The organism is Caballeronia sp. 11_S32 (genome assembly GCF_056930355.1).
Window position 1 is genome coordinate 1,087,424 of the sequence record NZ_JBXOWH010000004.1, and the last position, 21,384, is coordinate 1,108,807.

Annotated in this window: 23 protein-coding genes; 11 read left to right on the forward strand and 12 right to left on the reverse strand. The window is 63.4% G+C overall.

The annotated features are described in order from the left end of the window. Positions 1–72: 72 nt before the first annotated feature. The 3 genes from AC1Z32_RS31140 (at position 73) to AC1Z32_RS31150 (ending at position 1,391) form a co-directional block, all read left to right on the forward strand. The gene (locus tag AC1Z32_RS31140; protein WP_483482676.1) at positions 73–603 is read left to right on the forward strand and encodes an N-acetyltransferase family protein; all 531 of its coding nucleotides are present in this window, start codon (positions 73–75) and stop codon (positions 601–603) included. A 233-nt stretch (positions 604–836) separates the two neighbouring features. Further along, the gene (locus AC1Z32_RS31145) at positions 837–1,208 is read left to right on the forward strand and encodes a DUF4148 domain-containing protein (RefSeq protein ID WP_483482677.1); all 372 of its coding nucleotides are present in this window, start codon (positions 837–839) and stop codon (positions 1,206–1,208) included. A gap of 33 nt (positions 1,209–1,241) precedes the next feature. Further along, positions 1,242–1,391 carry a hypothetical protein gene (locus AC1Z32_RS31150; protein WP_483482678.1) on the forward strand — a complete coding sequence of 50 codons (150 nt, stop codon included), beginning with the start codon at positions 1,242–1,244 and terminating at the stop codon, positions 1,389–1,391. A gap of 40 nt (positions 1,392–1,431) precedes the next feature. Here the strand turns inward: AC1Z32_RS31150 and AC1Z32_RS31155 are convergent, their stop codons facing one another. Then, positions 1,432–3,954: an adenosylcobalamin-dependent ribonucleoside-diphosphate reductase gene (locus tag AC1Z32_RS31155; RefSeq protein ID WP_483482679.1), complete on the reverse strand. Its 2,523-nt coding sequence runs from the start codon at positions 3,952–3,954 to the stop codon at positions 1,432–1,434. A 170-nt stretch (positions 3,955–4,124) separates the two neighbouring features. Between AC1Z32_RS31155 and mobB the strand changes: the two genes are divergently transcribed. Further along, the gene (gene mobB / locus AC1Z32_RS31160) at positions 4,125–4,649 is read left to right on the forward strand and encodes a molybdopterin-guanine dinucleotide biosynthesis protein B (RefSeq protein ID WP_483482680.1); all 525 of its coding nucleotides are present in this window, start codon (positions 4,125–4,127) and stop codon (positions 4,647–4,649) included. Here mobB and AC1Z32_RS31165 read toward each other — a convergent pair. The 4 genes from AC1Z32_RS31165 to AC1Z32_RS31180 all read right to left on the reverse strand — a co-directional run bounded on the left by AC1Z32_RS31165 (position 4,646) and on the right by AC1Z32_RS31180 (position 8,190). Next, entirely contained in the window at positions 4,646–4,855 is a 210-nt protein-coding gene (locus tag AC1Z32_RS31165) for a DUF2783 domain-containing protein (protein ID WP_483482681.1), read from the reverse strand. The genes mobB and AC1Z32_RS31165 overlap by 4 nt on opposite strands. Next, positions 4,855–6,534, reverse strand: coding sequence for an FAD-dependent oxidoreductase (locus AC1Z32_RS31170; RefSeq protein ID WP_483482682.1), 1,680 nt, complete (start codon positions 6,532–6,534; stop codon positions 4,855–4,857). The genes AC1Z32_RS31165 and AC1Z32_RS31170 overlap by 1 nt, the downstream gene beginning before the upstream one ends. Before the next feature lie 302 nt (positions 6,535–6,836). Next, complete coding sequence (locus AC1Z32_RS31175; protein WP_483482683.1) at positions 6,837–7,619, reverse strand: IclR family transcriptional regulator; 783 nt, start codon at positions 7,617–7,619, stop codon at positions 6,837–6,839. A gap of 61 nt (positions 7,620–7,680) precedes the next feature. Continuing rightward, positions 7,681–8,190 carry a cupin domain-containing protein gene (locus AC1Z32_RS31180; protein WP_483482684.1) on the reverse strand — a complete coding sequence of 170 codons (510 nt, stop codon included), beginning with the start codon at positions 8,188–8,190 and terminating at the stop codon, positions 7,681–7,683. 89 nt (positions 8,191–8,279) lie between these two features. Here AC1Z32_RS31180 and AC1Z32_RS31185 point away from each other — a divergent pair, with 89 nt between their 5' ends. Then, entirely contained in the window at positions 8,280–9,017 is a 738-nt protein-coding gene (locus AC1Z32_RS31185) for an ABC transporter substrate-binding protein (RefSeq protein ID WP_483482685.1), read from the forward strand. After that, positions 9,014–9,433, forward strand: coding sequence for a GNAT family N-acetyltransferase (locus AC1Z32_RS31190; RefSeq protein WP_483482686.1), 420 nt, complete (start codon positions 9,014–9,016; stop codon positions 9,431–9,433). Before AC1Z32_RS31185 ends, AC1Z32_RS31190 begins: the two co-directional genes overlap by 4 nt. A gap of 65 nt (positions 9,434–9,498) precedes the next feature. Here the strand turns inward: AC1Z32_RS31190 and AC1Z32_RS31195 are convergent, their stop codons facing one another. Beyond that, a complete protein-coding gene (locus AC1Z32_RS31195) occupies positions 9,499–10,188 on the reverse strand; it encodes a DJ-1/PfpI family protein (RefSeq protein ID WP_483482687.1) in 690 nt (229 codons plus the stop codon). A gap of 116 nt (positions 10,189–10,304) precedes the next feature. On the opposite strand from AC1Z32_RS31195, the gene AC1Z32_RS31200 reads away from it, so the two are divergent. Together AC1Z32_RS31200 and AC1Z32_RS31205 are read left to right on the forward strand one after the other, a co-directional pair. Further along, a complete protein-coding gene (locus AC1Z32_RS31200; protein ID WP_483482688.1) occupies positions 10,305–11,306 on the forward strand; it encodes a GlxA family transcriptional regulator in 1,002 nt (333 codons plus the stop codon). 181 nt (positions 11,307–11,487) lie between these two features. Further along, positions 11,488–14,409, forward strand: a complete 2,922-nt coding sequence (locus tag AC1Z32_RS31205) for a bifunctional diguanylate cyclase/phosphodiesterase (protein WP_483482689.1) — start codon at positions 11,488–11,490, stop codon at positions 14,407–14,409. A gap of 9 nt (positions 14,410–14,418) precedes the next feature. Here AC1Z32_RS31205 and AC1Z32_RS31210 read toward each other — a convergent pair whose 3' ends face one another. Next, positions 14,419–14,655 (reverse strand): hypothetical protein, encoded by a 237-nt coding sequence (locus tag AC1Z32_RS31210; RefSeq protein ID WP_483482690.1) that lies wholly within the window; start codon positions 14,653–14,655, stop codon positions 14,419–14,421. 124 nt (positions 14,656–14,779) lie between these two features. Between AC1Z32_RS31210 and AC1Z32_RS31215 the strand changes: the two genes are divergently transcribed. The 3 genes from AC1Z32_RS31215 (at position 14,780) to pqqA (ending at position 15,567) form a co-directional block, all read left to right on the forward strand. Beyond that, the gene (locus AC1Z32_RS31215) at positions 14,780–15,013 is read left to right on the forward strand and encodes a DUF2795 domain-containing protein (protein WP_483482691.1); all 234 of its coding nucleotides are present in this window, start codon (positions 14,780–14,782) and stop codon (positions 15,011–15,013) included. 114 nt (positions 15,014–15,127) lie between these two features. After that, the gene (locus AC1Z32_RS31220; RefSeq protein ID WP_483482692.1) at positions 15,128–15,328 is read left to right on the forward strand and encodes a hypothetical protein; all 201 of its coding nucleotides are present in this window, start codon (positions 15,128–15,130) and stop codon (positions 15,326–15,328) included. 164 nt (positions 15,329–15,492) lie between these two features. Next, positions 15,493–15,567 carry a pyrroloquinoline quinone precursor peptide PqqA gene (pqqA, locus tag AC1Z32_RS31225; protein ID WP_008353049.1) on the forward strand — a complete coding sequence of 25 codons (75 nt, stop codon included), beginning with the start codon at positions 15,493–15,495 and terminating at the stop codon, positions 15,565–15,567. Between the two features lie 74 nt (positions 15,568–15,641). Here pqqA and AC1Z32_RS31230 read toward each other — a convergent pair whose 3' ends face one another. The 5 genes from AC1Z32_RS31230 to doeB all read right to left on the reverse strand — a co-directional run bounded on the left by AC1Z32_RS31230 (position 15,642) and on the right by doeB (position 21,382). Continuing rightward, positions 15,642–15,968 (reverse strand): hypothetical protein, encoded by a 327-nt coding sequence (locus AC1Z32_RS31230; protein ID WP_483482693.1) that lies wholly within the window; start codon positions 15,966–15,968, stop codon positions 15,642–15,644. Positions 15,969–16,096: 128 nt separating this feature from the next. Continuing rightward, complete coding sequence (locus AC1Z32_RS31235) at positions 16,097–17,515, reverse strand: aminotransferase (protein WP_483482694.1); 1,419 nt, start codon at positions 17,513–17,515, stop codon at positions 16,097–16,099. Between the two features lie 46 nt (positions 17,516–17,561). Continuing rightward, positions 17,562–19,040, reverse strand: a complete 1,479-nt coding sequence (locus AC1Z32_RS31240) for an NAD-dependent succinate-semialdehyde dehydrogenase (RefSeq protein ID WP_483482695.1) — start codon at positions 19,038–19,040, stop codon at positions 17,562–17,564. Between the two features lie 835 nt (positions 19,041–19,875). Next, positions 19,876–20,358: an Lrp/AsnC family transcriptional regulator gene (locus AC1Z32_RS31245; protein WP_483482696.1), complete on the reverse strand. Its 483-nt coding sequence runs from the start codon at positions 20,356–20,358 to the stop codon at positions 19,876–19,878. A gap of 1 nt (position 20,359) precedes the next feature. After that, a complete protein-coding gene (doeB, locus tag AC1Z32_RS31250) occupies positions 20,360–21,382 on the reverse strand; it encodes a N(2)-acetyl-L-2,4-diaminobutanoate deacetylase DoeB (RefSeq protein ID WP_483482697.1) in 1,023 nt (340 codons plus the stop codon). Positions 21,383–21,384 lie beyond the last annotated feature (2 nt).

A 21,384-nucleotide genomic window follows, 5' to 3' on the forward strand; every position in this document is an offset into this window, starting at 1 on the left:
ATTGGCCGACCGGCGAGCACGGTATGATCTGGCGCCAAGCGGTTTGCGCGGGGCGCCACATCGGAACGAACAATGAACGACAACATCACCGTGCGCCGCGTCGGCGCGGACGAAGCACCGCACTGCATAGAGGCGTTGGCGGACGTGCTCATCGACTGCGTGGAAGGCGGCGCATCGGTCAGCTTCATGCTGCCCATTTCGCGCGCCACCGCCGCCGAATTCTGGATACGCGTGGCGCAAGGCGTTGCGCGCGATGAGCGCATTCTGCTCGTTGCTGAAGACGCTGAAGGAAACCTTCTCGGCACGGTGCAGGTCATCACCGCTCAGCCTGAAAATCAGCCCCATCGCGCCGATATCGCGAAGATGCTGGTGGTGCGTCGTGCAAGACGTCAGGGCATTGCCCAGCGTCTGATGAGCGCCGCGGACGATGCCGCGCGCACTGCGGGCAAGTCCGTCCTCGTGCTCGATACCGTGACGGGCGGCGATGCCGAGCGCCTGTACGAACGTGCCGGATGGCAGCGCGTGGGTGTCGTGCCGAACTATGCGCTGATGCCTGACGGCACGCTCTGCGCGACCACGTTCTTCCACAAGCAGCTCGCTTGATTGACGCCTCGCCGCCGAACTATCGATCCGATAGATACGTTTGCATCGAGGCGCAAACGCCCGCCCGTCAATGCTCTGCGCGATTATTCGCCGAAATCGATAAATCTATTCGCCGATACGGCATTTATCCGCGTGTGCCGCGCGACTACATTCGCTCCTGACGCAGCGTGCCCGACATCGAATGCAATCCGCATTTGCCCGCACGCTGCACCGGAATGAAAGGAGTCGCAAGCATGAAACAGCTCATCACGGGGTTCTCTCTCGCCGCCATCTCCGCCGTCGTCACGACCACTGCGTTCGCGGAGGGCGGTCAGGGCATCGGCCGCGCAGGCACGTATCAGGTTCAGACGCAAACGCAAGCCAGTGCGACCGACACGCCGAAGACGCGCGCGCAAGTGCGTGCCGAACTCGTCGCCGCATATTCGAACGGCTCGCTGCCGGCGTTGAATCGCAATACGTATCCCGAGCGCAGCATGTGGGGCGATGCCGTCGCCGCGCAAAGTGAGCAACGCGCACGCGATGCGGTGCAAGCAGAAGCGCGCAATCGTGAGATCGTCGAGTATGCCAATGGCTCCGCGACGCAAGGCAATGTGACGACGCGCTGAGTAGCGTCGTCGAAGAAGATTCAAGAGGTCATCATGTCAGAAAACACTTCCCTCGATCAGTTCTCGCTTCTCGATGAACTTCCGTTCGTGACGCCGGTGTGGCGTCCTTTCGTGCAGCACGCGGCGCATGCGCCGGCCCGTGCGCAAGACGCGAAGCAGGAGACTGCCGAACGCTCGCATTGAGCGTGAAAGGCGCGGATCGGTGTCCGCGCCTTTTTTCAACTCAACCGCACGCGCCGATTTCGCCGCAAGCCGTGCAGAAGTCGCAACCGTCCTTGCGGATCACCGCATTCGCACCGCAGGTCGCGCATTTTCGGCCGTGCATCTGGGGAAGGCTATGCGGATCGATTTCGCCCTGCGCGATACTCTCGGCTACCTCTTCGCGCTCGTCAGTTGCAGCTATCGCACGCGCTGCGTGATCGGCGCGCTTGTGCGCAAGCACGCGCGACGGCACCTGATTTCCTTCTGCGTCGAGAAAGCCGCGACGATGAAGAATCTGCTGGATCGCATACGCTAGCGCGGCGACTTCCGAGTCGTGCCAGCGCGGACTGCGATGGCCGTCGAGACGCTCGACATCGCCGAGACGCACTTGCCCGCGATCCCACGACACTTTGCGCATGTCCTGCAGCGTGCGCGCCGCGAAGCCGCCGCGCGCAGCCAGCGACAGCGAGCGCATGGTCGCCGTGATCCATTGCTGCGATTCGTCGCGCTGGCCCGTGGGAATAAAGAACTCGATGGGCCGCTCGATGGTCACGTCCTCGCCCGCGAGGCGCCCCGTCACTTCGATGAACGACACCGCGAGATACAGCGACTTCTTCCCGGCCTGCGTCAGATACTCGACCTTCTCGATGATCGCGGGCAACTGCCCTTTCGGTCGATGATCGATCGCGATGCGCAGCGGATCGAGATCGAAGTCGGGATCGGGCGAATCGCTGGGGGTTTCGGCCGGCGTGACGGAGAGCACCGCGCCCAATGTCTCGTTCGGCCGATACGTCGCAAGCCCCTTCAATCCGCGCCGCCACGCCTCGAAATAGAGATCCTGAAACTTGTCGAACGGATAATCGGCGGGCACGTTCACGGTCTTCGAGATCGATGTATCGACGAACGGCTGCACCGCCGCCATCATCTCCATGTGATCGTGCGCGGACATTTCCAGCGCGCTCACGAAGTACTCGGGCAGCGCGTTCACGTCGCCGCCCATTTCGCGATAAAGCCGGTATGCGTGATCCTCGACGGCGAAGGTCTGACGCGAGCCGTCCGCCATGCGCTTCGTGCGCTGATAGGTCCATGAGAACGCCGGCTCGATGCCGTTCGAAGCGTTGTCCGCGAACGCGAGACTCACGGTGCCCGTCGGCGCGATGGACAAGAGATGGCTGTTGCGTATGCCATGCTCGCGGATCGCGCTCTTGATGTCGTCCGGCAAGCGCGATGCAAACGTGCCCTCTTCCAGATAACGCTTCGCATCGAAGAGCGGAAACTTGCCGCGTTCTTTCGCGAGCTCGACCGATGCGCGATACGCTTCATCGCGCATCGAGCGCGCGACGCGTGCGGCGAAGTCGCGCCCTTCCTGGGCGTCATAGCTTAAGCCGAGCATCACGAGCGTGTCGCCGAGTCCCGTGAAGCCCACGCCGATGCGGCGCTTCGCCGCTGCTTCGCGCGCCTGTTCGTCGAGCGGCCAGAGCGTGACGTCGAGCACGTCGTCGAGAAAGCGTACTTGTGTGCGCGTCGTGCGCGCAAAGCCGTCCCAATCGAAGGAAGGCACGCCGCCGCGCATTTGCGCGAAAGGATCGCGCACGAAGCGCGTGAGATTGAGCGGGCCGAGGTTGCAGCAGCCGTACGCGGGCAGCGGCTGTTCGCCGCAAGGATTGGTCGCGCGGATCGCTTCGACCGCGCGCAGGTTGTTGTCGTCGTTCATGCGCGACATGAACACGACGCCCGGCTCCGCGACATCGTAGGTCGAGCGCATGATCGTGTTCCACACTTCGCGCGCGCGCACTTCGCGATAGACCCACAAGCCGTCATCGCGCTGATGCATGTCTTCGGCGGCGCGCTGCGCGGGCGATGGCTCGGCCTTGTGCACGAGCTGCCACATTGAATCGTCGGCGACGGCCTGCATGAACTCGTCGGTCACCGCGACCGATACATTGAAATTGTTCCAGCGCCCTTTCGTATGTTTTGCCGCGATGAATTCGAGCAGGTCGGGATGCGTGCAATCGAGAATGCCCATCTGCGCGCCACGCCGCGCGCCCGCGCTTTCCACGGTGCGGCACGACGCATCGAACACGTCCATATAGCTGCAAGGGCCCGATGCCGCCGAGCCTGTCGAATGCACGCGCGCGCCGCGCGGACGGATTGCCGAGAAGTTATAGCCCACGCCGCCGCCGCGACGCATCGTCTCGGCCGCCTGCAGCAGCGCGACATAGATGCCCGGCAGCCCGTTGCTGTCGACGTTCTGTATGGCATCGCCCACGGGCTGCACGAAGCAGTTGATGAGCGTAGCGTCGATGCCCGCGCCCGCGGCGCTCATGATGCGCCCCGCGCCGAGCGCGCCGCGCTTGAAGTTATCGACGAACTCCGCTTCGATCTTCGCGCGCGCCTCTTTCGGCTCGGCTTGCGCGACACCGCGCGCCACGCGGCGGTAGATATCCTCGACGCGCGACTCGTCGCCCTTGGCATACTTTTCGAGCATCACGTCGATGGAGAACTGCTGCGGTGCGAGAGCGGTGCCGGGATTGTCTTCGGCCATGTCGGATCCTTTGAACGCTTGGGGCGGCACGCGATGGGGTCTGAAACCCGTTGCGCGCTCGCGCAATCTGCCGCAAAGGCAATGCCCGACGATAGCGCGATTTCTCCCGCCTCGCCATCGAGCCGTTAAACTCGTCTGATCGAAACCAAAACAATCAGCCGACCAATCGCATGAATTCGCGTCATCCGCCGCTCTTCGGCATCTCGGGCCGCTCGGGCCAGGGCAAGACCACATTGATCGAAGCGCTGTTGCCATGGCTGCGCGCACACGGCCTCACGGTCAACGTCATCAAGCATAGTCATCACTCGATCGAGCTCGAGCCGCCGGGCAAGGACAGTGCGCGCTTTCGTCGCGCGGGCGCGGGGGAAGTGCTGATCACATCGCCTTACCGGTATGCGATCGTGCGCGAGTTGAACGGCGACGCGGAGCCGCCGCTTGCCGAGCTCGCCGCGCGGCTTTCGCACGCGGACCTCGTGATCGTCGAAGGATTCGCGCGCGAGCCGATGCCGCGCCTGGAAGTCGTGCGGCCCTCGGCGGGCCGCGATCCGCTCTACAGGACCGACGTGGAGATAGTTGCGATCGCAACCGATGCGCCCGCCGCGATCGAATCGGCGCTGCCCTTGCTCGCGCTCGACGACATCGCGGGCATCGGCGCGTTCATCTGCGAGCGCGTGGGCATCGTGGTGAAGGATTAACTCGCGGCGAGACCGTGACGCGCCATCGCCAATGCTTCTTTCAACACATCGTTATCGCCGATGTGATTCGCGAGCAGCAAGATCAGCTTCGCGTTGAGCAACTGGCTGTCCTCGTCGGACAGTCCGTTGTGCGTGTCGATGAGGCGCTCGTAGAACGCATCGTGGTCGGCGATATTCAGTTCGAGATTGAGCTTCATACGATTCATCATCCGTTGCAGGTTGCACGCTTGACCGCGGCGGTGACCGATGCGGCATCGAAGGCGCGCCAGCGCGCGCACACGTGTTGATCGGGACGCAGCAGATAGAACGTGCCCGGCCGTGCATCGAAGCGATGCGCGACCATGCCTTCGACATCTTCCACCACGGTCACGCCCGGCACCTTGCAGGTCATCCCTTTCGGCACGACGATCAGCGCGCGCACCGGAAGCGGCGCGTTCGACAAGGCCGCGAGGCTTCGCGCGCACGCATCGGGACCGTGTCCCAGTCCGCAGAAATAGATCCCCGTGAACGCGCCGCCGTGCGTCTGCGGCAGAAGCCATGCATCGCGGTCATCCACGCGCACCGGCGCATCCACGCAAGGCGCGCCGGGAATCATCGCGCAATTGAAGCTATCGTCCGCGGCATCCGGCGTATTGAGCGTCGAGTCGCGCAGCACGGCCGGCACTGAAAGCCGCCCGCTGTTCGCCATGCGCCGCGCAAATGCGCAGTCCTTCGCGAGCTTGAGCGTCGCGTCGCGAAAGAGGCGTGAAACAGGGCTCTTGGGCGTGATGAAGTCCGTGGCGCGCGTCGAGTTGAGGATGTTTTCATCGGCGGCGTATTCGCGCTCGGACGCGTAGGTATCGAGCAGCGTCTGCGGCGCATCGCCGTTCACGACGAGCTTCAGCTTCCACGCGAGATTGTCCGCATCCTGCACGCCGCTGTTCGCGCCGCGCGCGCCGAACGGCGACACGCCATGTGCCGAATCGCCCGCGAAGATCACGCGGCCATGTCGGAAGTCATCCATGCGCAGGCACGAAAACGTATAGACGCTCACCCATTCCAGTTCGAATTCGGCGTCTTCGCCAAGCAGCGCCTTCACGCGCGGAATCACGCGCTCGGGCTCTTTCTCCGCGACGGGGTCCGCGTCCCAGCCGAGTTGAAAATCGATACGCCATACGTCGTCCGGCTGACGATGCAGCAGCACCGACTGGTTGCGATGAAACGGCGGATCGAACCAGAACCAGCGTTCGGTTGGGAACGGCGCCTTCATCTTCACGTCGGCGATCAGGAAGCGGTCCTTGAATGTGCGCCCGTGGCTGTCGAGCCCGAGAAGCTTGCGCATCGCGCTGCGAGAGCCATCGGCGGCCACGACGTATTGCGCCTTGAGCGTGTACACGCCGTCGGGTGTTTCGACTTGCAACTCGACGTGGTCATCATGCTGCGTCACGCCCACCACATTGCTTTTCCAGCGCAATTGCAGCGGCTCCAGCTCCATCGCGCGCTCGGCGAGAAAGCCTTCGACGTAGTACTGCTGCAAGTTGATGAACGCGGGACGCGAATGCCCCGTTTCCGGCAGAAGATTGAAGGTGTAGACGAGGTCGTCCTGCAGAAACACCTTGCCGACATTCCAGCTCACGCCCTTCTCCATCATCCTTTCGCCGCAGCCGAGACGGTCGAAGATCTCGAGCGTGCGCTTCGCGAAGCAGATGGCCCGCGAGCCGGTGGATACGGTGTCGTCGTTGTCGAGCAGCACGGTGCGCACGCCCTGCTGCGCGAGGTCGATGACCGTCGCGAGACCCACCGGGCCCGCGCCGATCACGGCGACAGGATAAGGCGATGACGCGGGCGCGTCGTGATCGGGCGCGCGCTCGTAGTCGAAACGCAGGTTGGCGTAATTCACGGACATTCGATCGTCTCCATCGTCGAGCCTGTTTCGTCTTCGCAAGACGCATTCGGCTCAGGCGCGAATCGCTTCGCTCTCGGTTAGTTGTTCATCATTGTACAAGTCGTTTTATATTGTTGAATCTACGTTTACCCCTATGAGCGAACGCGCAGGGGCAAACTGCGGCCGGGATCGCCGCGATTCCCATATGAACATTAGGAGATGGAACGTGTGAAAGCGAAGGCTTCGCCGATGCCGGTTATCGCCGGATGAAGGGGAACGATCGGTGGGAGGCGCTGGCGGCCAGCTCGGCCGCCAGGCCCGAATCAGACGGCGACGAAGCCGAGCATCTTCGACACGCGTTGCGCGCAGCCGTGCAGCGCCTTCGCGATGTCGCCGTTCCACGCGCCATCGAACGAGCCGCTCGGCCCGATCGCCGTGATGGCGAGCACGATATTGCGCGAATGGTCGAACACGGGCGCGCTCATCGCGCTGATGCCGGCGACGGGTTCATCGATCGCGCGCGCAATGCCATGCTCGCGCACTTCGGCGAGCATCGCGTCGATCTGCGCGCGCGTGTAATCGCGACGCTCCGTGCCGATCTGCAACGCGCCCGCACGCTCGATCGCGACGAGCGCATCGACCGTCATCGGCGGCAGATACGCGGCGAATGCGCGGCCCGTGGCGGTCTGCAGCAGGGACATCACCGTGCCCGTGCGCATCGTCACGTGGATGGGCACACTCGCCTGTTGAATGTGAACGATCGTCGGCCCATAGCTGCCCGCGCTCGCGAGCGCGACCGTATGCTCGATGCGCGGCGTCATGTTCGCCACTTCCGCGATCGCGAGGCGCACGGGATCGACGCGCTGCAAGCTGATCAGCCCCATCTGCAAGGCGAACGGCCCGAGCTCGTAGCGGCCCGTCGCGGTGTCCTGCTGAATGAGGCCGAGATTGCCGTATGACACGAGATAGGGATGCGCCTTCGCCGAAGGCATGCCCGCCTTCTTCGCGAGATCGCCGAGCAGCATCGGGCCGCCATGATCCACGAGCGCGCGCAGGAGCGCCCCACCTACTTCGATCGATTGAATCCCGCGGCGCACTCCGCTCATGCCTGACCTTGTATTGTTGTCGATGATGCGCGCGATGATAACCGCACTTGCACTCGCATCGTCACGGTTTGGGTCCGAGCCGTGCGATCAGATCGCGATGCTGCGGATAACGCGCTTCGAGCGCGCCCGGCGCGGCCAGCTCGAACTCGCTGAACTCGAAGCCCGGCGCGACCGTGCAGCCGACGAGCGCCGCGCCGTCCTTATCATGACAAACAGCGGCGAACCAGTCGCCCGCCTCGACGACCGCCTGGAACACGGCATCCGCATGCACGAGCGCATTGCCGAGCCGATGCGTGACGAGCGCGCCGTTCGTATCGAGCACGTGGACGTCCAGCGGATCGCCCGCATAGAAATGCCACACCTCGTCCGAGCGAATGCGATGCCACGCCGAATGCGCGCCATCGCATAGCAGGAAGTAGATCGCGGTGGACGCGGCGCGCAATGCGCCTTCTTTCTCGCGCGTGACCTTGCCGCCCGCGCGATACGTCTCGCGGAAGAATCCGCCTTCGGGATGCGGCTCGAGCTCCAGGCGCTCGATCAATTCACGGCTGTCGATGCGTTCGCGTTGCATGTCGTTCCTTTGGCAGAGCCGTTGCGGTTCGCGTATTCTGCATCGAATCGATCGTGTCGCCATTTCTCTTCAACTCATCGACGGACGCCATGACTCTTTCCCCTGCCTTGCTGAACGCCTTCGCTCCGACCGGCACGCTGCGCGCGTCGATCAATCTCGGCAATCCGATCCTCGCGCATCGAACGGACAGCGGCGAGCCGGGCGGCGTATCGGTGGATCTCGCGCGCGAACTCGCATCGCGGCTCGGTGTGCCGGTCGCGTTCAGCGCGTTCGACACCGCCGCGAAATCCGTCGAGACCGTCACGAACGAAGCCGCCGATATCGGCTTCTTCGCGATCGATCCGCTGCGTGGCGCGGGCATCGCGTTCACGGCGGCATACGTGCTGATCGAAGGCTGCTATCTCGTGCGCGATGCATCGCCGCTCACGCGCAACGAGGATATCGATCGCGAAGGCAACCGAATCGTGGTCGGCAAGGGCAGCGCGTACGACCTCTTTCTGACGCGGGAGATCAAACATGCGACGCTCGTGCGCGCAGAGTCGTCGCAGGCGGTGGTCGAAACGTTCCTGCGCGACGAGCTCGAAGTTGCCGCGGGCGTGAAGCAGCAACTCGAGGCCGATGCGGCGCGCACGCCCGGATTGCGCCTGCTCGACGGACGCTTCATGGTGATTCAGCAGGCGATGGGCCTGCCGAAGAGCCGCGGCGACGAAGCCGCGACCTATCTGCGCGAGTTCGTCGAAGACGTGAAGCGCTCTGGCTTCGTCGCCAATGCACTGGCGCGGCATGGAATCAAAGGTGCATCGGTGGCGCCGTCCGCGCAGCCATGAGCAGCGTCACGCTCGCGGTCACCGACTGGATCGACGCGAGCTTCGAGCGGGATGTCGCGGGCGGCCTCGCCGCATTCAACCGGGCGCAACTCGGCCCGAGCCATCAGCGCGATCTCGCAGTGTCGATCTATCGCGATGACGATTTTCTCGGCGGCCTCGCGGGCTATACCGCGTGGGACTGGCTCTTCGTGAAATGGCTATGGATACGCGAGGATGCGCGCGGCGCCGGACTTGGTGCGCGCGCGCTCGAAGCCGCCGAAACCGAAGCGCAAAAGCGCGGCTGCCGCGCGGCGTGGCTCGACACGGTCAATCCCGCGGCGCGCGCGCTCTATGCGCGCCGCGGTTTTGAGATCTTCGGCGAGATCGCCGATTTTTACGCGGGCCAGTCGCGCTATTTCATGCAGAAGCGGTTCTAGCGCTTTGGACTTTTGCATTACGCATGCATAAAACCAAAGTGCATCTTGCGTTTTGCATTCAAAGATCACGCATCGAGTTTCAGCCGGTCCACGACGCGCGCCGTGATCGCGCCGCGCGCAGCGAGCGATTTCACAAGCCGCTCGCGCACGTCGCCCACGACGGCATCGGGCGCGCGCTTCGGATCGCCGGAATCGAAAGGCGGCGCGGGCGCGTATTCCATCTGCAACTGGATCGCCTGCGCTTCGTGCTCGCCGACGAGCTCCGCCGCGAGCGTCAGCGCGAAATCGATGCCCGCCGTGATGCCGCCGCCCGTGAACAGATTGCCGTCGCGCACGACGCGTTCGTGCACCGGAATCGCGCCCAATTCCGCCAGCAGCGAGTGATACGCCCAGTGTGTCGTCGCGCGTTTGCCGCGCAACAGGCCCGCCGCGCCGAGCACGAGCGAGCCGGTGCACACCGATGTCAGATAGCGCGCGCCCGCCGCCTGCCCGCGGATGAACGCGAGCGTCTCGTCGTCCTCCATCAGAGCGCCGACGCCCGAGCCGCCCGGCACGCACAGCACGTCGAGCGCGGGGCAATCGGCGTAGGTCGCGTCGGGCGTCAGGATCATGCCGGCGCTCGACTCCACCGGCTCGCGCGTCTTCCAGACGAGATGCACCTTCGTGTCGGGCATGTGCGCGAATACGTCGTAGGGGCCGGTCATGTCGAGTTGCTGCACGCCCGGAAACAGCAGCAGGCCGATGTGATGCGTCATCGTTTTCTCCGTGGATGGTCGTTGTTGGCAGTGGACGAATCGATGCTACGCCGCTACGCTATGGCGAAATTGACACACAACCCACGTTTTCCGCCAATCCGCGTTCCGGGGCCATCATGGAGTCAAACGCACCGCGCATCATCGACGTCCTCGCTTTCCCCAATGTTCAATTGCTCGACGTCGCCGGGCCGTTGCAGGTGTTCGCCTCCGCGAACGAACTGGCCACGGCGGCGGGTCTGCCGCGTCCGTATCGCCCGCGCGTCGTCTCGCGAGACGGCACGGTGAACGCCTCGGCTGGCCTGGGGCTCGTCGGGGAGCCCTTGCCCGATGTGAGCGAGGCCTGCGACACGCTGATCATCGCGGGCGGCTGGGGCGTGCACGAGGCGGTGCACGACCGCGCGCTCGTCGATTGGGTGCGCGCGCGCTCGTCGCGTGCGCGGCGCACCGCGTCGGTCTGCACCGGCGCCTTTCTGCTCGCGGCGGCGGGCCTCCTGAACGAGCGCCGCGCCGTCACGCACTGGACGCGCTGCGCCGAGCTGGCCGCGCGCTTCCCGGCGGTGCGCGTCGAGTCCGATCCGATCTTCATCCGCGACGGCGACGTGTGGACTTCGGCGGGCGTGACGGCGGGCATCGACCTGTCGCTCGCGCTCGTCGAGGAGGATCTCGGGCGCGCGCTGGCGCTCGATGTCGCCCGCCATCTCGTCGTGTTTTTGAAGCGCCCCGGCGGGCAGGCGCAGTTCAGCGCGGCGCTGTCGCTGCAAAAATCGGGCGAGCGCTTCGGCGAGCTGCACGCGTGGATTGCGGAGAATCTCGCGGCGGATCTGTCGGTCGCCGTGCTCGCCGCGCGCGTCGGCATGAGCGAGCGCAGCTTCGTGCGCCATTACCGCGCGCAAACCGGCATGACGCCCGCGCGCTCGATAGAGCGCATGCGGCTCGAAGCCGCGCGGCGCCTCCTCGGCGATACGGCGCTGCCCGTCAAGCGCATCGCCGCGCGCTGCGGCTTCGGCACCGAAGAAACGATGCGGCGCGGCTTCCTGCGCTCGCTCGGCGTATCGCCGCAGGCCTGGCGCGAGCGATTTACCGGACACGACAGCGCCCACACCGCGTATTCGGCATGAATGCCCGCACGGCGTCCAGGCGCGGGCGATTTTTTTGTCCGGCGTACTCAAGGCTGTATGCTCGCTGCCGTTAGCCCATATAGAACGAACGTTTGCTTGAGACGCGCATCACGCGCGGCGCACGAGCGCAGTCGCTGAACGAGACCCGCCCGCCGTGGCGGCAATATGGCCTGGAGCGCCGATGAGTGTGTTTCCCGCATACGACGCGCCGGTTGCCCGCGCAACGGCGGTCGAACCTGCAACCGTAGCGGCAACCGACGAGAAGACCTGCGCCTGCGTCGCGCCATCGATCGAGGCCTTGTTGCGCGAGGCCGCCGCGAAGGGCTGCCCGCAACAATGGGCGTGGTATCGCGCGGGTGAGCACTTGCATCTGGAGCGGTGCGGCGATGCACCGCTGCCCGGCGCGCAACACTGGCCGAACAGCATCGCCGAGGAAACGCTCGGAGAAACATGCGGCGCTCACGGCTGGCATTGCTGGCCGACCGGCCGCGGCGAGAGCGTGCTCGGCTGGCTGCTCGCGCCCGCCGCGCATCGCGACGATACGCGCCTTGCCGGACTCGCGCGCACGCTGGGCGAGCGGGTGCAGGCCGATGTCCTTGCGCGCGCCCAACTCACGCAACGTGTGCTGTATGAAATCGCGTATCTCGCGAGTTCGGTGCCTGAGCGCGCCGATTTTCTGCGCGGCGTGCATGAACGTCTCGGCACGCTGATCGACGCGGAGAACTTCTATCTCGCGCTCTATGATCGCAAGACGGGCAAGATCACCTATCCGTACTATGTCGATGTGATCGATACCGATGTCGTCGCGGCGGAGAACTACGACCTTCTGAATCCGGCGCGTCTCTCGATGACGGGCCAGGTGCTGACGAGCGGGCAACCGCTTTTCATCACCGCCGCCGATATCTGCGAGGCCGAGCGCGCGGGCCGCTTCTACTGTATCGGCGATCGCCCCGAGTTCTGGATGGGCGCGCCGCTCAAAAACGCGAGCGACGAAGTGTTCGGCATGCTGGCGATGCAGGTCTACGACGTCTCGCGCATCTACACCGTCGAGGACCGCGCGCTCTTTCTCGTGGTGGCCCGCCATGTGGCGATGGCGCTCGACCGTATCCTGCACCGCGCCGATCTCGAAGAGCAGGTTGCGCGGCGCACATCCGAATTGTCGAAGCTCAACGCGGCGCTGCGTCACGGCATCGCGGAGCGCGAGCGTTCCGAGCACTTGCAGGCGGCGCTCTATCAGATCGCCGAGCTGTCGAGCCGTCCCGGCGACACCCTGGAGTTCCTGCGCAGCCTGCACGGCATCGTCGGCGAGCTGCTCTACGCGCGCAACTTCTATATCGCACTCTTCGAAACCGAAACGGGCGAAGTGTCGTTTCCGTATTACGTCGATGAAATCGTGCAGGAGCGCCCCGCTCCGCGTCGCGGACAGCGCGGCCTCACCGAATACGTGATCCGCGAGCGGCGCGCGCGGCTCATCGATCATGCGGAAGCGTTGCGCCTCATCGAGGAAGGCGCATTCGAAATCGAGCATAGCGAAGTGCGCCTGCGCTCGTGGCTCGGCATACCGCTCTTCGACGGCGATGTCGTGCGCGGCGTGCTCGCCGTGCAAAGCTATTCGCCGCTCGTGCGCTATTCGCAACGCGATCAGGAATTGCTGACCTTCGTGTCGCGCCATATCGATACCGCACTCTCGCGCCGACGCGATGCCGAAGCGCTGCATGCGGCGAATCTCGAACTCGAGGCGCGCGTGCAGGCACGCACCCGCGAACTCGACGAAGCCAACGCGCGTCTGCTCTACGAGAACGCGCACGACTCGCTGACGGGCCTTCCGAACCGCAGCCATCTGATGCACAAGCTGCGCTGCGCATGGCGGGACTATCAGACGCGCGGCGATGAACTGTCGGTGATGTTCATCGACCTCGATCGCTTCAAGGTCGTAAACGACAGTCTCGGCCATCACTTCGGCGACATGCTGCTCGTGCAGGCCGCGGCGCGTCTGTGCGACTGCCTGCGCTCGACCGATCTCCTCGCGCGTCTGGGCGGCGACGAGTTCGCCGTGCTCTCGCCGAATGCGCACGTGCGCGATGCCGTATCGATCGCGAAGCGCATTCTCGCCGCGTTCGATCTGCCGTTTCATATCGAAGAGCATGTGGTGTTTTCATCGTGCAGCATCGGCATCGTGAGTGCGGACAGTCAATTTCACACCGAGCCCGCCGATCTGCTGCGCGATGCCGATACCGCGATGTATCGCGTGAAGAACGCGGGCCGCGACAGCTTCGTCGTGTTCAATCAGGAACTGCGACGCGAGGTGTCGGATCAGGTGGAACGTGAAGGCGCGCTGCGCAATGCGATCAAGCGCGACGACGAACTGCTGCCCTACTTCCAGCCGATCGTCGATGTGAAAAGCGGCGAAGTGGTCGCGCTCGAAGCGTTGATCCGCTGGCATCAACCCGATGGGACCATCGTCGGGCCGAGCGAATTTCTGCCTTCGGTAGAGGGTCTGAGGCTCATCGGCAGGCTCGATCTCTACATGCTCGAGCGCGTCGCCGCGATTCTCTCCAACGCGCGCTTCGCGCACTGGCCGCCGGTGCACGTGAACTGCTCCAGCTACAGCATGACGCGCCCCGAATTCGCCGACGATGTGCTCGCGCTGCTGCGGCGCTATCGCGTCTCGCCTTCGCGCGTGTGTCTGGAGCTGACCGAAGGCGCGCTCGTCGCCGAACCCGATCTCGCGCGCCGCACGATGCAGCGGCTCGCGGACAACGGCATGTCCGTCGTGCTCGATGACTTCGGCGCGGGCTTCTCGTCGCTCAGCTACGTGCATCAGTATCAGTTCACGGGCCTGAAGATCGACAAGTCCTTCATTCTGGAACTGACCGCGAGCCCCCGCAGCCGCGCGATCGTGCGTGCGATCGTGCGCATGGCCGAATCGCTCGATCTGACGCTGGTCGCGGAAGGTGTCGAAGACGCGGCGACGCTCTCCGTGCTGCACGACATGGGCGCAGCGCAGGCGCAAGGCTACTTTTTCGACAAGCCCTTGCCGCTCGAGGCGCTCACGCGCGCTTCGCTCGCGCCGCGCGCGACAACTGCGAGCGCGGCACTCTGAGAATACGCATCAAGGCATGCCGCCCATGGAAGGCGAGATGATGCTGCCCGGTTCGCCCTTCGGCTCGCCGCTTGCGCCGGACACCGCGTGCTTTGAAACGGGCGCGTGATTCCTGGCGCAAACCTCGATGGAATCCGTTCCCAGGCATTGCTGAAACGCGTCCGCGCTGGCTTTCGCATCGAATGTATAAATGGTGTCGCCGACCTTGATTTCGGTGTCGGAGATGCGGTCTGCTGTGATCGTCATGTTGCTCCGTGCCTCGCTCTTTTCGATGGTTCGTATCGATGTATCAGCATCAAGCGCTCCCGCTTACGGGTACGGGTGTTGCTGATTCGTAAGCGTTATCGTCGATTCGAAAAAGGAGGCCCAAATGGCACAGCATCCCGCGCATTCGCAGAATCACCGGCATCCGGACGAGCCGCGCCTCGAAGAAATCTCGCGCGCGCTAAAAGGGGCCGACTACCCGATGGGCAAGGAAAAACTCCTGGCGCTGGCGAAAAGCAACGGCGCGGACGGCGAAGTCATGGCGGTGCTCAACAAGATGAGCGATCGCAATTTCGATAGCGCGGACGCGGTGCTGCGCGAAGCGAACCGGGCAGAGTGATATCGACGCGCGTCGATTTCGCGCATTCCGCGCATTCCGCGATGCGGCATTCAAACGCGTCGCGATGTGCTTTCGATAATGCTCCGCAAACGGCATCCGAAAGAGGAAAGCGTAATGGCTGAAAATCGTGCAGCGCCCGACACGCGCGACAAGCCGCACGCGCCTGGCGGCAATAATCTGAGCAATATCGATCCGAAGAAAGCAGACAGGGTAATCCCGCGGCCCGGTGAAGCAACCGGGCGCGGCCGAGCGAACGAGCCCGACAAAATCGGTACGGCGCCTGACGATTCGGGAAATCGCCCGCGCCCGCTATAAATAAATTAAATGAACGCCGGTGCAATTTCCAATCATGCACCCGGCGTTCTCGCGCTAGGATTCAAATTGCGTCGAATCGGGATGCGCGGCTTTGCACGGCGCCTGCAAGAGATCAACCGCGCAGCGGCCCGGCATCCGTCTGGCCAATCACCAAAGGAGGCTCTATGAAGTGGGAAACCCCGAGTTTCACCGATATGCGCTTCGGCTTTGAAATCACGATGTACATCGCGACGCGCTAATCGGATTTGATTGGAAAATGACAAAACGGCCACTTTCGTGGCCGTTTTGTTTTATTGGCGCATCGGGTCTTTCGTCAATTGCGCTTTAGCGGTTCGGTATGTCTATTCGCGGGATCGGGCAAGTCCGCGTTCTGCGCATCGAGGCCGCCCTTGCCGGCAATTTCCGGCTCGTTGCCCGAACCGTACGGCACTTCCGCCGTCTGATGCGGATGCTGATCCAGACGACGATTCTCCGGCTCTATTTCCCCGGCATTCGGTTTGCGCACGCCCTGCTTCGGATCGCCGCCCGTGGCCGACCCCGGCCCCGGCGTAGTGCCGATAGAACCGCCGCCGCTCGCGCCGCTGCCAGCGTCGCCCAGGGGCTTGTCGGTACTATTCGATTCCTGCTCGCCATTGCTCATTGTGGTTCTCCTTTCGATCGTGCATCGAAGATCGTCGAGCAACGCGCGTTCCAGTTCGGATCGACAGAAAAAAGGCCCGCGATTCCAGGCGGGCCTTCGGTACTGCCGGTGCTGCTGCTGCGAGAGATTTAGATGGCTTGAGTCGCGAGCGCCGAGCCGATCACTTCGTTCGCGACCGCATCCACCGCCTGCTTCACGATGCCGACGATCTCGTCCGCTTCGGCGCGCGTCGTCGTGAGCGGCGGCGCGAAGCCGAGGATATCGCCATGCGGCATCGCACGCGCGATCACGCCGCGTTCGAGTGCTGCCGCCGATACCTTCGGACCGACCTTCAGCGCTGCATCGAACGGCTTGCGTGCGTCCTTGTCAGCCATGAATTCGAGCGCCGCCAGCATGCCCGCGCCGCGCACTTCGCCGACGAGCGGGTGCCCGTCGAATGCGTCGTGCAATTGCTGCTGGAGATACGCGCCGACATCGGCGGCATTCTGCGTGAGGTTCTCGCGCTCGAGGATATCGAGATTCGCGATCGCCGCGGCCGCGCAGATCGGGTGTCCCGAATACGTCCAGCCGTGACCCATCGGACCGAATTCCTGCGAGCCCTTCTCGATGACGTCCCACACCTTCTCGCCGACGATCACGCCCGACAGCGGCGCATACGCGCTCGTCAGGCCCTTCGCCACGGTGATGAGGTCCGGCTTGATGCCGAAGTGCTGCGCGCCCATCTTCGAGCCCAGACGCCCGAAGCCGCACACGACTTCATCGGAGATCAGCAGGATGTCGTGCTTCTTGAGCACATCCTGGATCGCTTCCCAGTAGCCTTGCGGCGGCGCGATGATGCCGCCCGTGCCCATCACCGGTTCCGCGATGAATGCGGCAATCGTATCCGCGCCTTCCTTCGCGATCAGCTTCTCGAGTTCCTCCACGCAATACGCGGTGAATTGCGCTTCGCTCATGCCGGCCGGCGCCTTGCGATACCAGTGCGGACACACCGTATGCTTCACGCGCTCGATCGGCAGATCGAAGTTCTGATGGAAGCTCGGCAGACCGGTGAGACTGCCCGTGACGATGCCCGAGCCGTGATAGCCGCGCTCGCGCGAAATGATCTTCTTCTTGTTCGGACGGCCGAGCACATTGTTGTAATACCAGACGATCTTGATCTGCGTTTCGTTCGCATCCGACCCCGACATCCCGTAGTACACCTTCTTCATGCCTTCCGGCGACCAGTCGATGATGCGCGACGACAGCTCGATGATCGTATCGGTCGAGTGACCGACATACGTGTGGTAGTACGCGAGCTTCTTCGCCTGCTCGTAGATCGCTTCGGCCACTTCGGTGCGGCCATAGCCGATGTTCACGCAATAAAGGCCCGCGAATGCATCGATATAGCTTTTGCCCTGATGATCCTGAATGCGGATGCCCTTCGCGCCCGTGACGATCTTGCCGGGCAGCGCCCCGCTCGCGTGATCATGCGCGTGCGTGGACGGGTGCATGAAGTGCGCGCGGTCTTCGGCGAACAGTTGCTCGAGCGATTGGTTCTGCTGGGTCATGTGCTTCTCCTTGTATTCCTGATGTGTCTCTTCGAGGATAGTTCTTTCAGGCCGCGCTCGTGAGCGGCAGGCCGAGATTGCCGAGGCAAAAGTATTTCGTTTCGACGAAGGGCTCGAACCCTTCCGCGCCGCCTTCGCGGCCGAGGCCCGAGGCCTTCATGCCGCCGAACGGAATTGGCGCGCCGGTGAATTTCACGCCGTTGACCGACACCATCGCGAAGTCGAGCCGTCGCACGAGTTGGAAGATCGTGTCGATGCGTGTCGCGCAGATATAGGCGGCGAGGCCGTATTCCGTGTCGTTGGCGCGCGTGACAGCTTCGTCGAGCGTATCGAACGGGGAAATCGCGGAGATCGGCGCGAAGTTCTCTTCGTCGTAGATGCGCATACCCGGTTTGGCATCGGCGACGACGGTCGGTTCAAAGAACCAGCCGCCGAGCACATGCGGCTTGCCGCCGGCGGTGATGCGCGCGCCTTGCGCCTTTGCATCCTCGACGCGTGCGACGGTCGCATCGAATGCGGCCTGATGCATGAGCGGACCGACATCGACATTCGCTTCGAATGCCGTGCCCACTTTGAGCGCCTTCACTGCTTCCGTATAGCGTTCGACGAATTGTTCATAGAGCGGACGCGCGACGAGAATGCGGTTTGCGGCGCAGCAATCCTGTCCCGACGTTTGAAACTTGGCGCCTACGGCGACGCGCACGGCCTGTTCCAGGTCCGCATCTTCGGTCACGATGAAGGGCGCATTGCCGCCGAGTTCCAGCGCGAGCTTCTTGATGCCTGCCTGCGCTGCCGTCTTCGCGACGAGACCGCCGACGCGCGTCGAGCCAGTGAAGCTCACGGCGCGCACGCGGGTATCGCTGACGAGCGTTTCCATCGCCATTTGCGGCTCGCCGATGACGACGTTGAATACGCCCGGCGGAAAGCCCGCTTCTTCCGCGAGTTGCGCCAGCGCGATCGCGGAGAACGGCGTTTCGTGTGCGGGTTTGACGACGACCGTGCAGCCTGCTGCGATTGCGGCGGCGGCCTTGCGCGTGATCATCGCGACGGGGAAATTCCACGGCGTGATGAGTGCTGCGACGCCGACCGGCTCCATTACGGTGCCGAGATGCGCGCCGTCGATATGCGTGGGGATCGTGCGGCCCGTCAGACGTTTTCCTTCATTCGCGAACCATTCGACAAAGCTTGCTGCATAGGCGATTTCGCCTTTGGATTCGGCGAGCGGCTTGCCTTGTTCGAGCGACAGAATGCCCGCGAGGTCCGCCTGATGACGCATGATGAGCTCATGCCAGCGCAACAGTAGCGCACTGCGCTTTTGCTGCGGCACCCAGCGCCATGACTGGAACGCGCGATCGGCGGCATCGACCGAGGCTACGATCTGAGCCTTGTCGAGCATCGGCACGTGACCGATAACTTTTTGATCCGCAGGATTGGTCACCGCGATCGACGCGGCGCTGTCGCTGTGGACCCAGCGGCCGTCGATATAGCAAAGCGATTTGAATAGAACGGGATGACCCAGCAGCATGTTCGTCTCCTTGCGTGCATTCGTTGTGTTCCGATGGGTCTACTTTAAAGCTCCGCCTGTCGCTGTTTTTTTTGTTATCGCTCTTGGCGGGTGGTGCTTTTTTCTGTTTGGTTAGTGGTGGTGTTGGGGTTTTTTTGGTCGCTTTTCCCCAGGCTTTTGGCAGGTCCCGTTTTCGTGTCGGTCTATTAGCGTTGCCCCTATGCGGGGCGGCAGTCACTTTCTTTGCTGCTGCAAAGAAAGTAACCAAAGAAACAGCTATCCCCATCCAAAGTGCTTCAAGCCGGCCCCGGCACAGAACTTCGCAAGTGGTCCAGCAGTAGCGAGTGCCCTCAAAGGCCTAATCGGGCGTGGACCGCGCACGGTCTGACAAGCTAGAAGTTATAGCGTGCTGGTTCAGCACCAAAGAGTTCCGGCACAGCGCTACGCGCTGCCGTTGGGTTTGCAAGGGAAACCGTCGTGAGATTAAGGCATCAGCAAAGAAGCGCGCGCAGACCCGATTGACCGGTCGGCCGCGAAGCGGGCTGGAGCTATTTCGCGCCTTACCAGTCAGTTGAGTGGCGCGATGTGACAGACCGTGCGCGATCCAAGCCCGGTATGGCCTATGAGGGCACTCGCTACTGCCGGGCCACCGCCGATCTTCTGTGCCGGGGCCGGCCTGAAGCACTTTGGATGGGACAAGCTGTTTCTTTGGTTACTTTCTTTGCAGCAGCAAAGAAAGTGACTGCCGCCCCGCACAGGGGCAGAGCAAATAGACCGACACGAAAACAGGATTCCACGCACGCACCCGAGAATAAACCAGGCGACTGCCGCCCCCCGGGGATCCGGCGAAAAAAACTCAAACCCCGTCATCAGCCCAGTCCGGCGGGGCTCCCGCCACATTCTTCACAACCTTGGTAACGATATAAGTGAAGTAACGCTCGATCCCAAGCTCCTCAACAAGCAAAGAATCGATAAACCGCTGATAGTGATCGATATCCCGCGCCACGACATGCAGCACATAATCCACGCCACCCCCGGTGGCATAGCACTGGACGATTTCGGAAGCCGCAGCAACCCGCTCCTCGAACCGCCGCATATCCGCCGCCGTATGACGCGAAAGCGTCACCTCAACGACAATACGGCTGCCTTTGAAAGCAGCCGTCCAGTCGATATCCGCGCGATAGCCCTTGATGAGCCCGCTGTCTTCGAGTTTCTTCACGCGCTCCCATGCAGGCGAGATCGACAGATTGACCTCTTCCGCAAGGCGCGATTTCGTGATGCGGCCATCCCGCGCAAGGATGCGAAGAATGGCCAGATCGTAGCGATCGAGTTTGATCAAATTACACGCTCACAGCAATGTTACGTTCGACGATATCCGCTACCACGGCCACAGTATCGCCCGTTTGCACGAGGCCGGGGAAATGCCGCGCCGCAAGCAGACCATCACGCTTCGCGCGATATTCAACCGGCGCCGCGCCCGTGCGCGTGATGTCATAGACACGCGCGAGCACATCGCCTGCTTTCACCATGTCGCCGAGATCGCGGCACATTTCGAGCAAACCCGTGTGCTCGCTCGTCGTGTAGCAGGTGCCGTCCGGCATATCGAGCAGCGTGGTCGTGCGCGCTTCGCCCTCTACGATCGACTTCTCGATGATGCCCGCATACGCGAGAAAGCCATACACGCCGCGCTCCGCCACCGCGACGCTCTTCGCCGTCGAAGAACCGCCGCCGCCCAGCTCCGTCGATACGAACACCTTGCCCGCCTCCTCCGCCGCGCTGTCGTAAAGACCGACGCTGTCGAGTTCCAGCATGCGCATCGAGTAAGGCGCGCCGAACGCGCGCATCGCGGCCTCGCAACGCGACTGCTGCGTCGCGTCGTTCAGCACGTGAATCGCCGCGAACGGCAGGAAGTCGAGCGTGCGGCCGCCCGCATGGATATCGAGCACGTAATCGGCGAGCGGCAACAGATGACGCTGGAAGTAATCCGCGATCTTCTCCGTCACCGTGCCGTCGGGCTTGCCGGGAAAGCTGCGGTTCAAATTGCCCGCATCGATCGGCGAAGTGCGCGCGCCCGCCCGAAACGCCGGGTAGTTCATGAACGGCACAATGATCACACGGCCGTTCACGTCGCTTGCCTTCAACGTCGATGCGAGCTTCGCCAGCGCGATCGGCCCTTCGTACTCGTCGCCGTGATTGCCGCCCGTGAGCAGCGCGGTGGGTCCGTCGCCGTGCTTGATCACGGTGACCGGAATCATCACGGCGCCCCACGCGGAATCGTTGCGCGAGTACGGCAGCTTCAGAAAGCCGTGCTGTTCGCCGTCCGCGTCGAAATCGACGGTCGGGCTGATCGGTGACGCGCGCATCG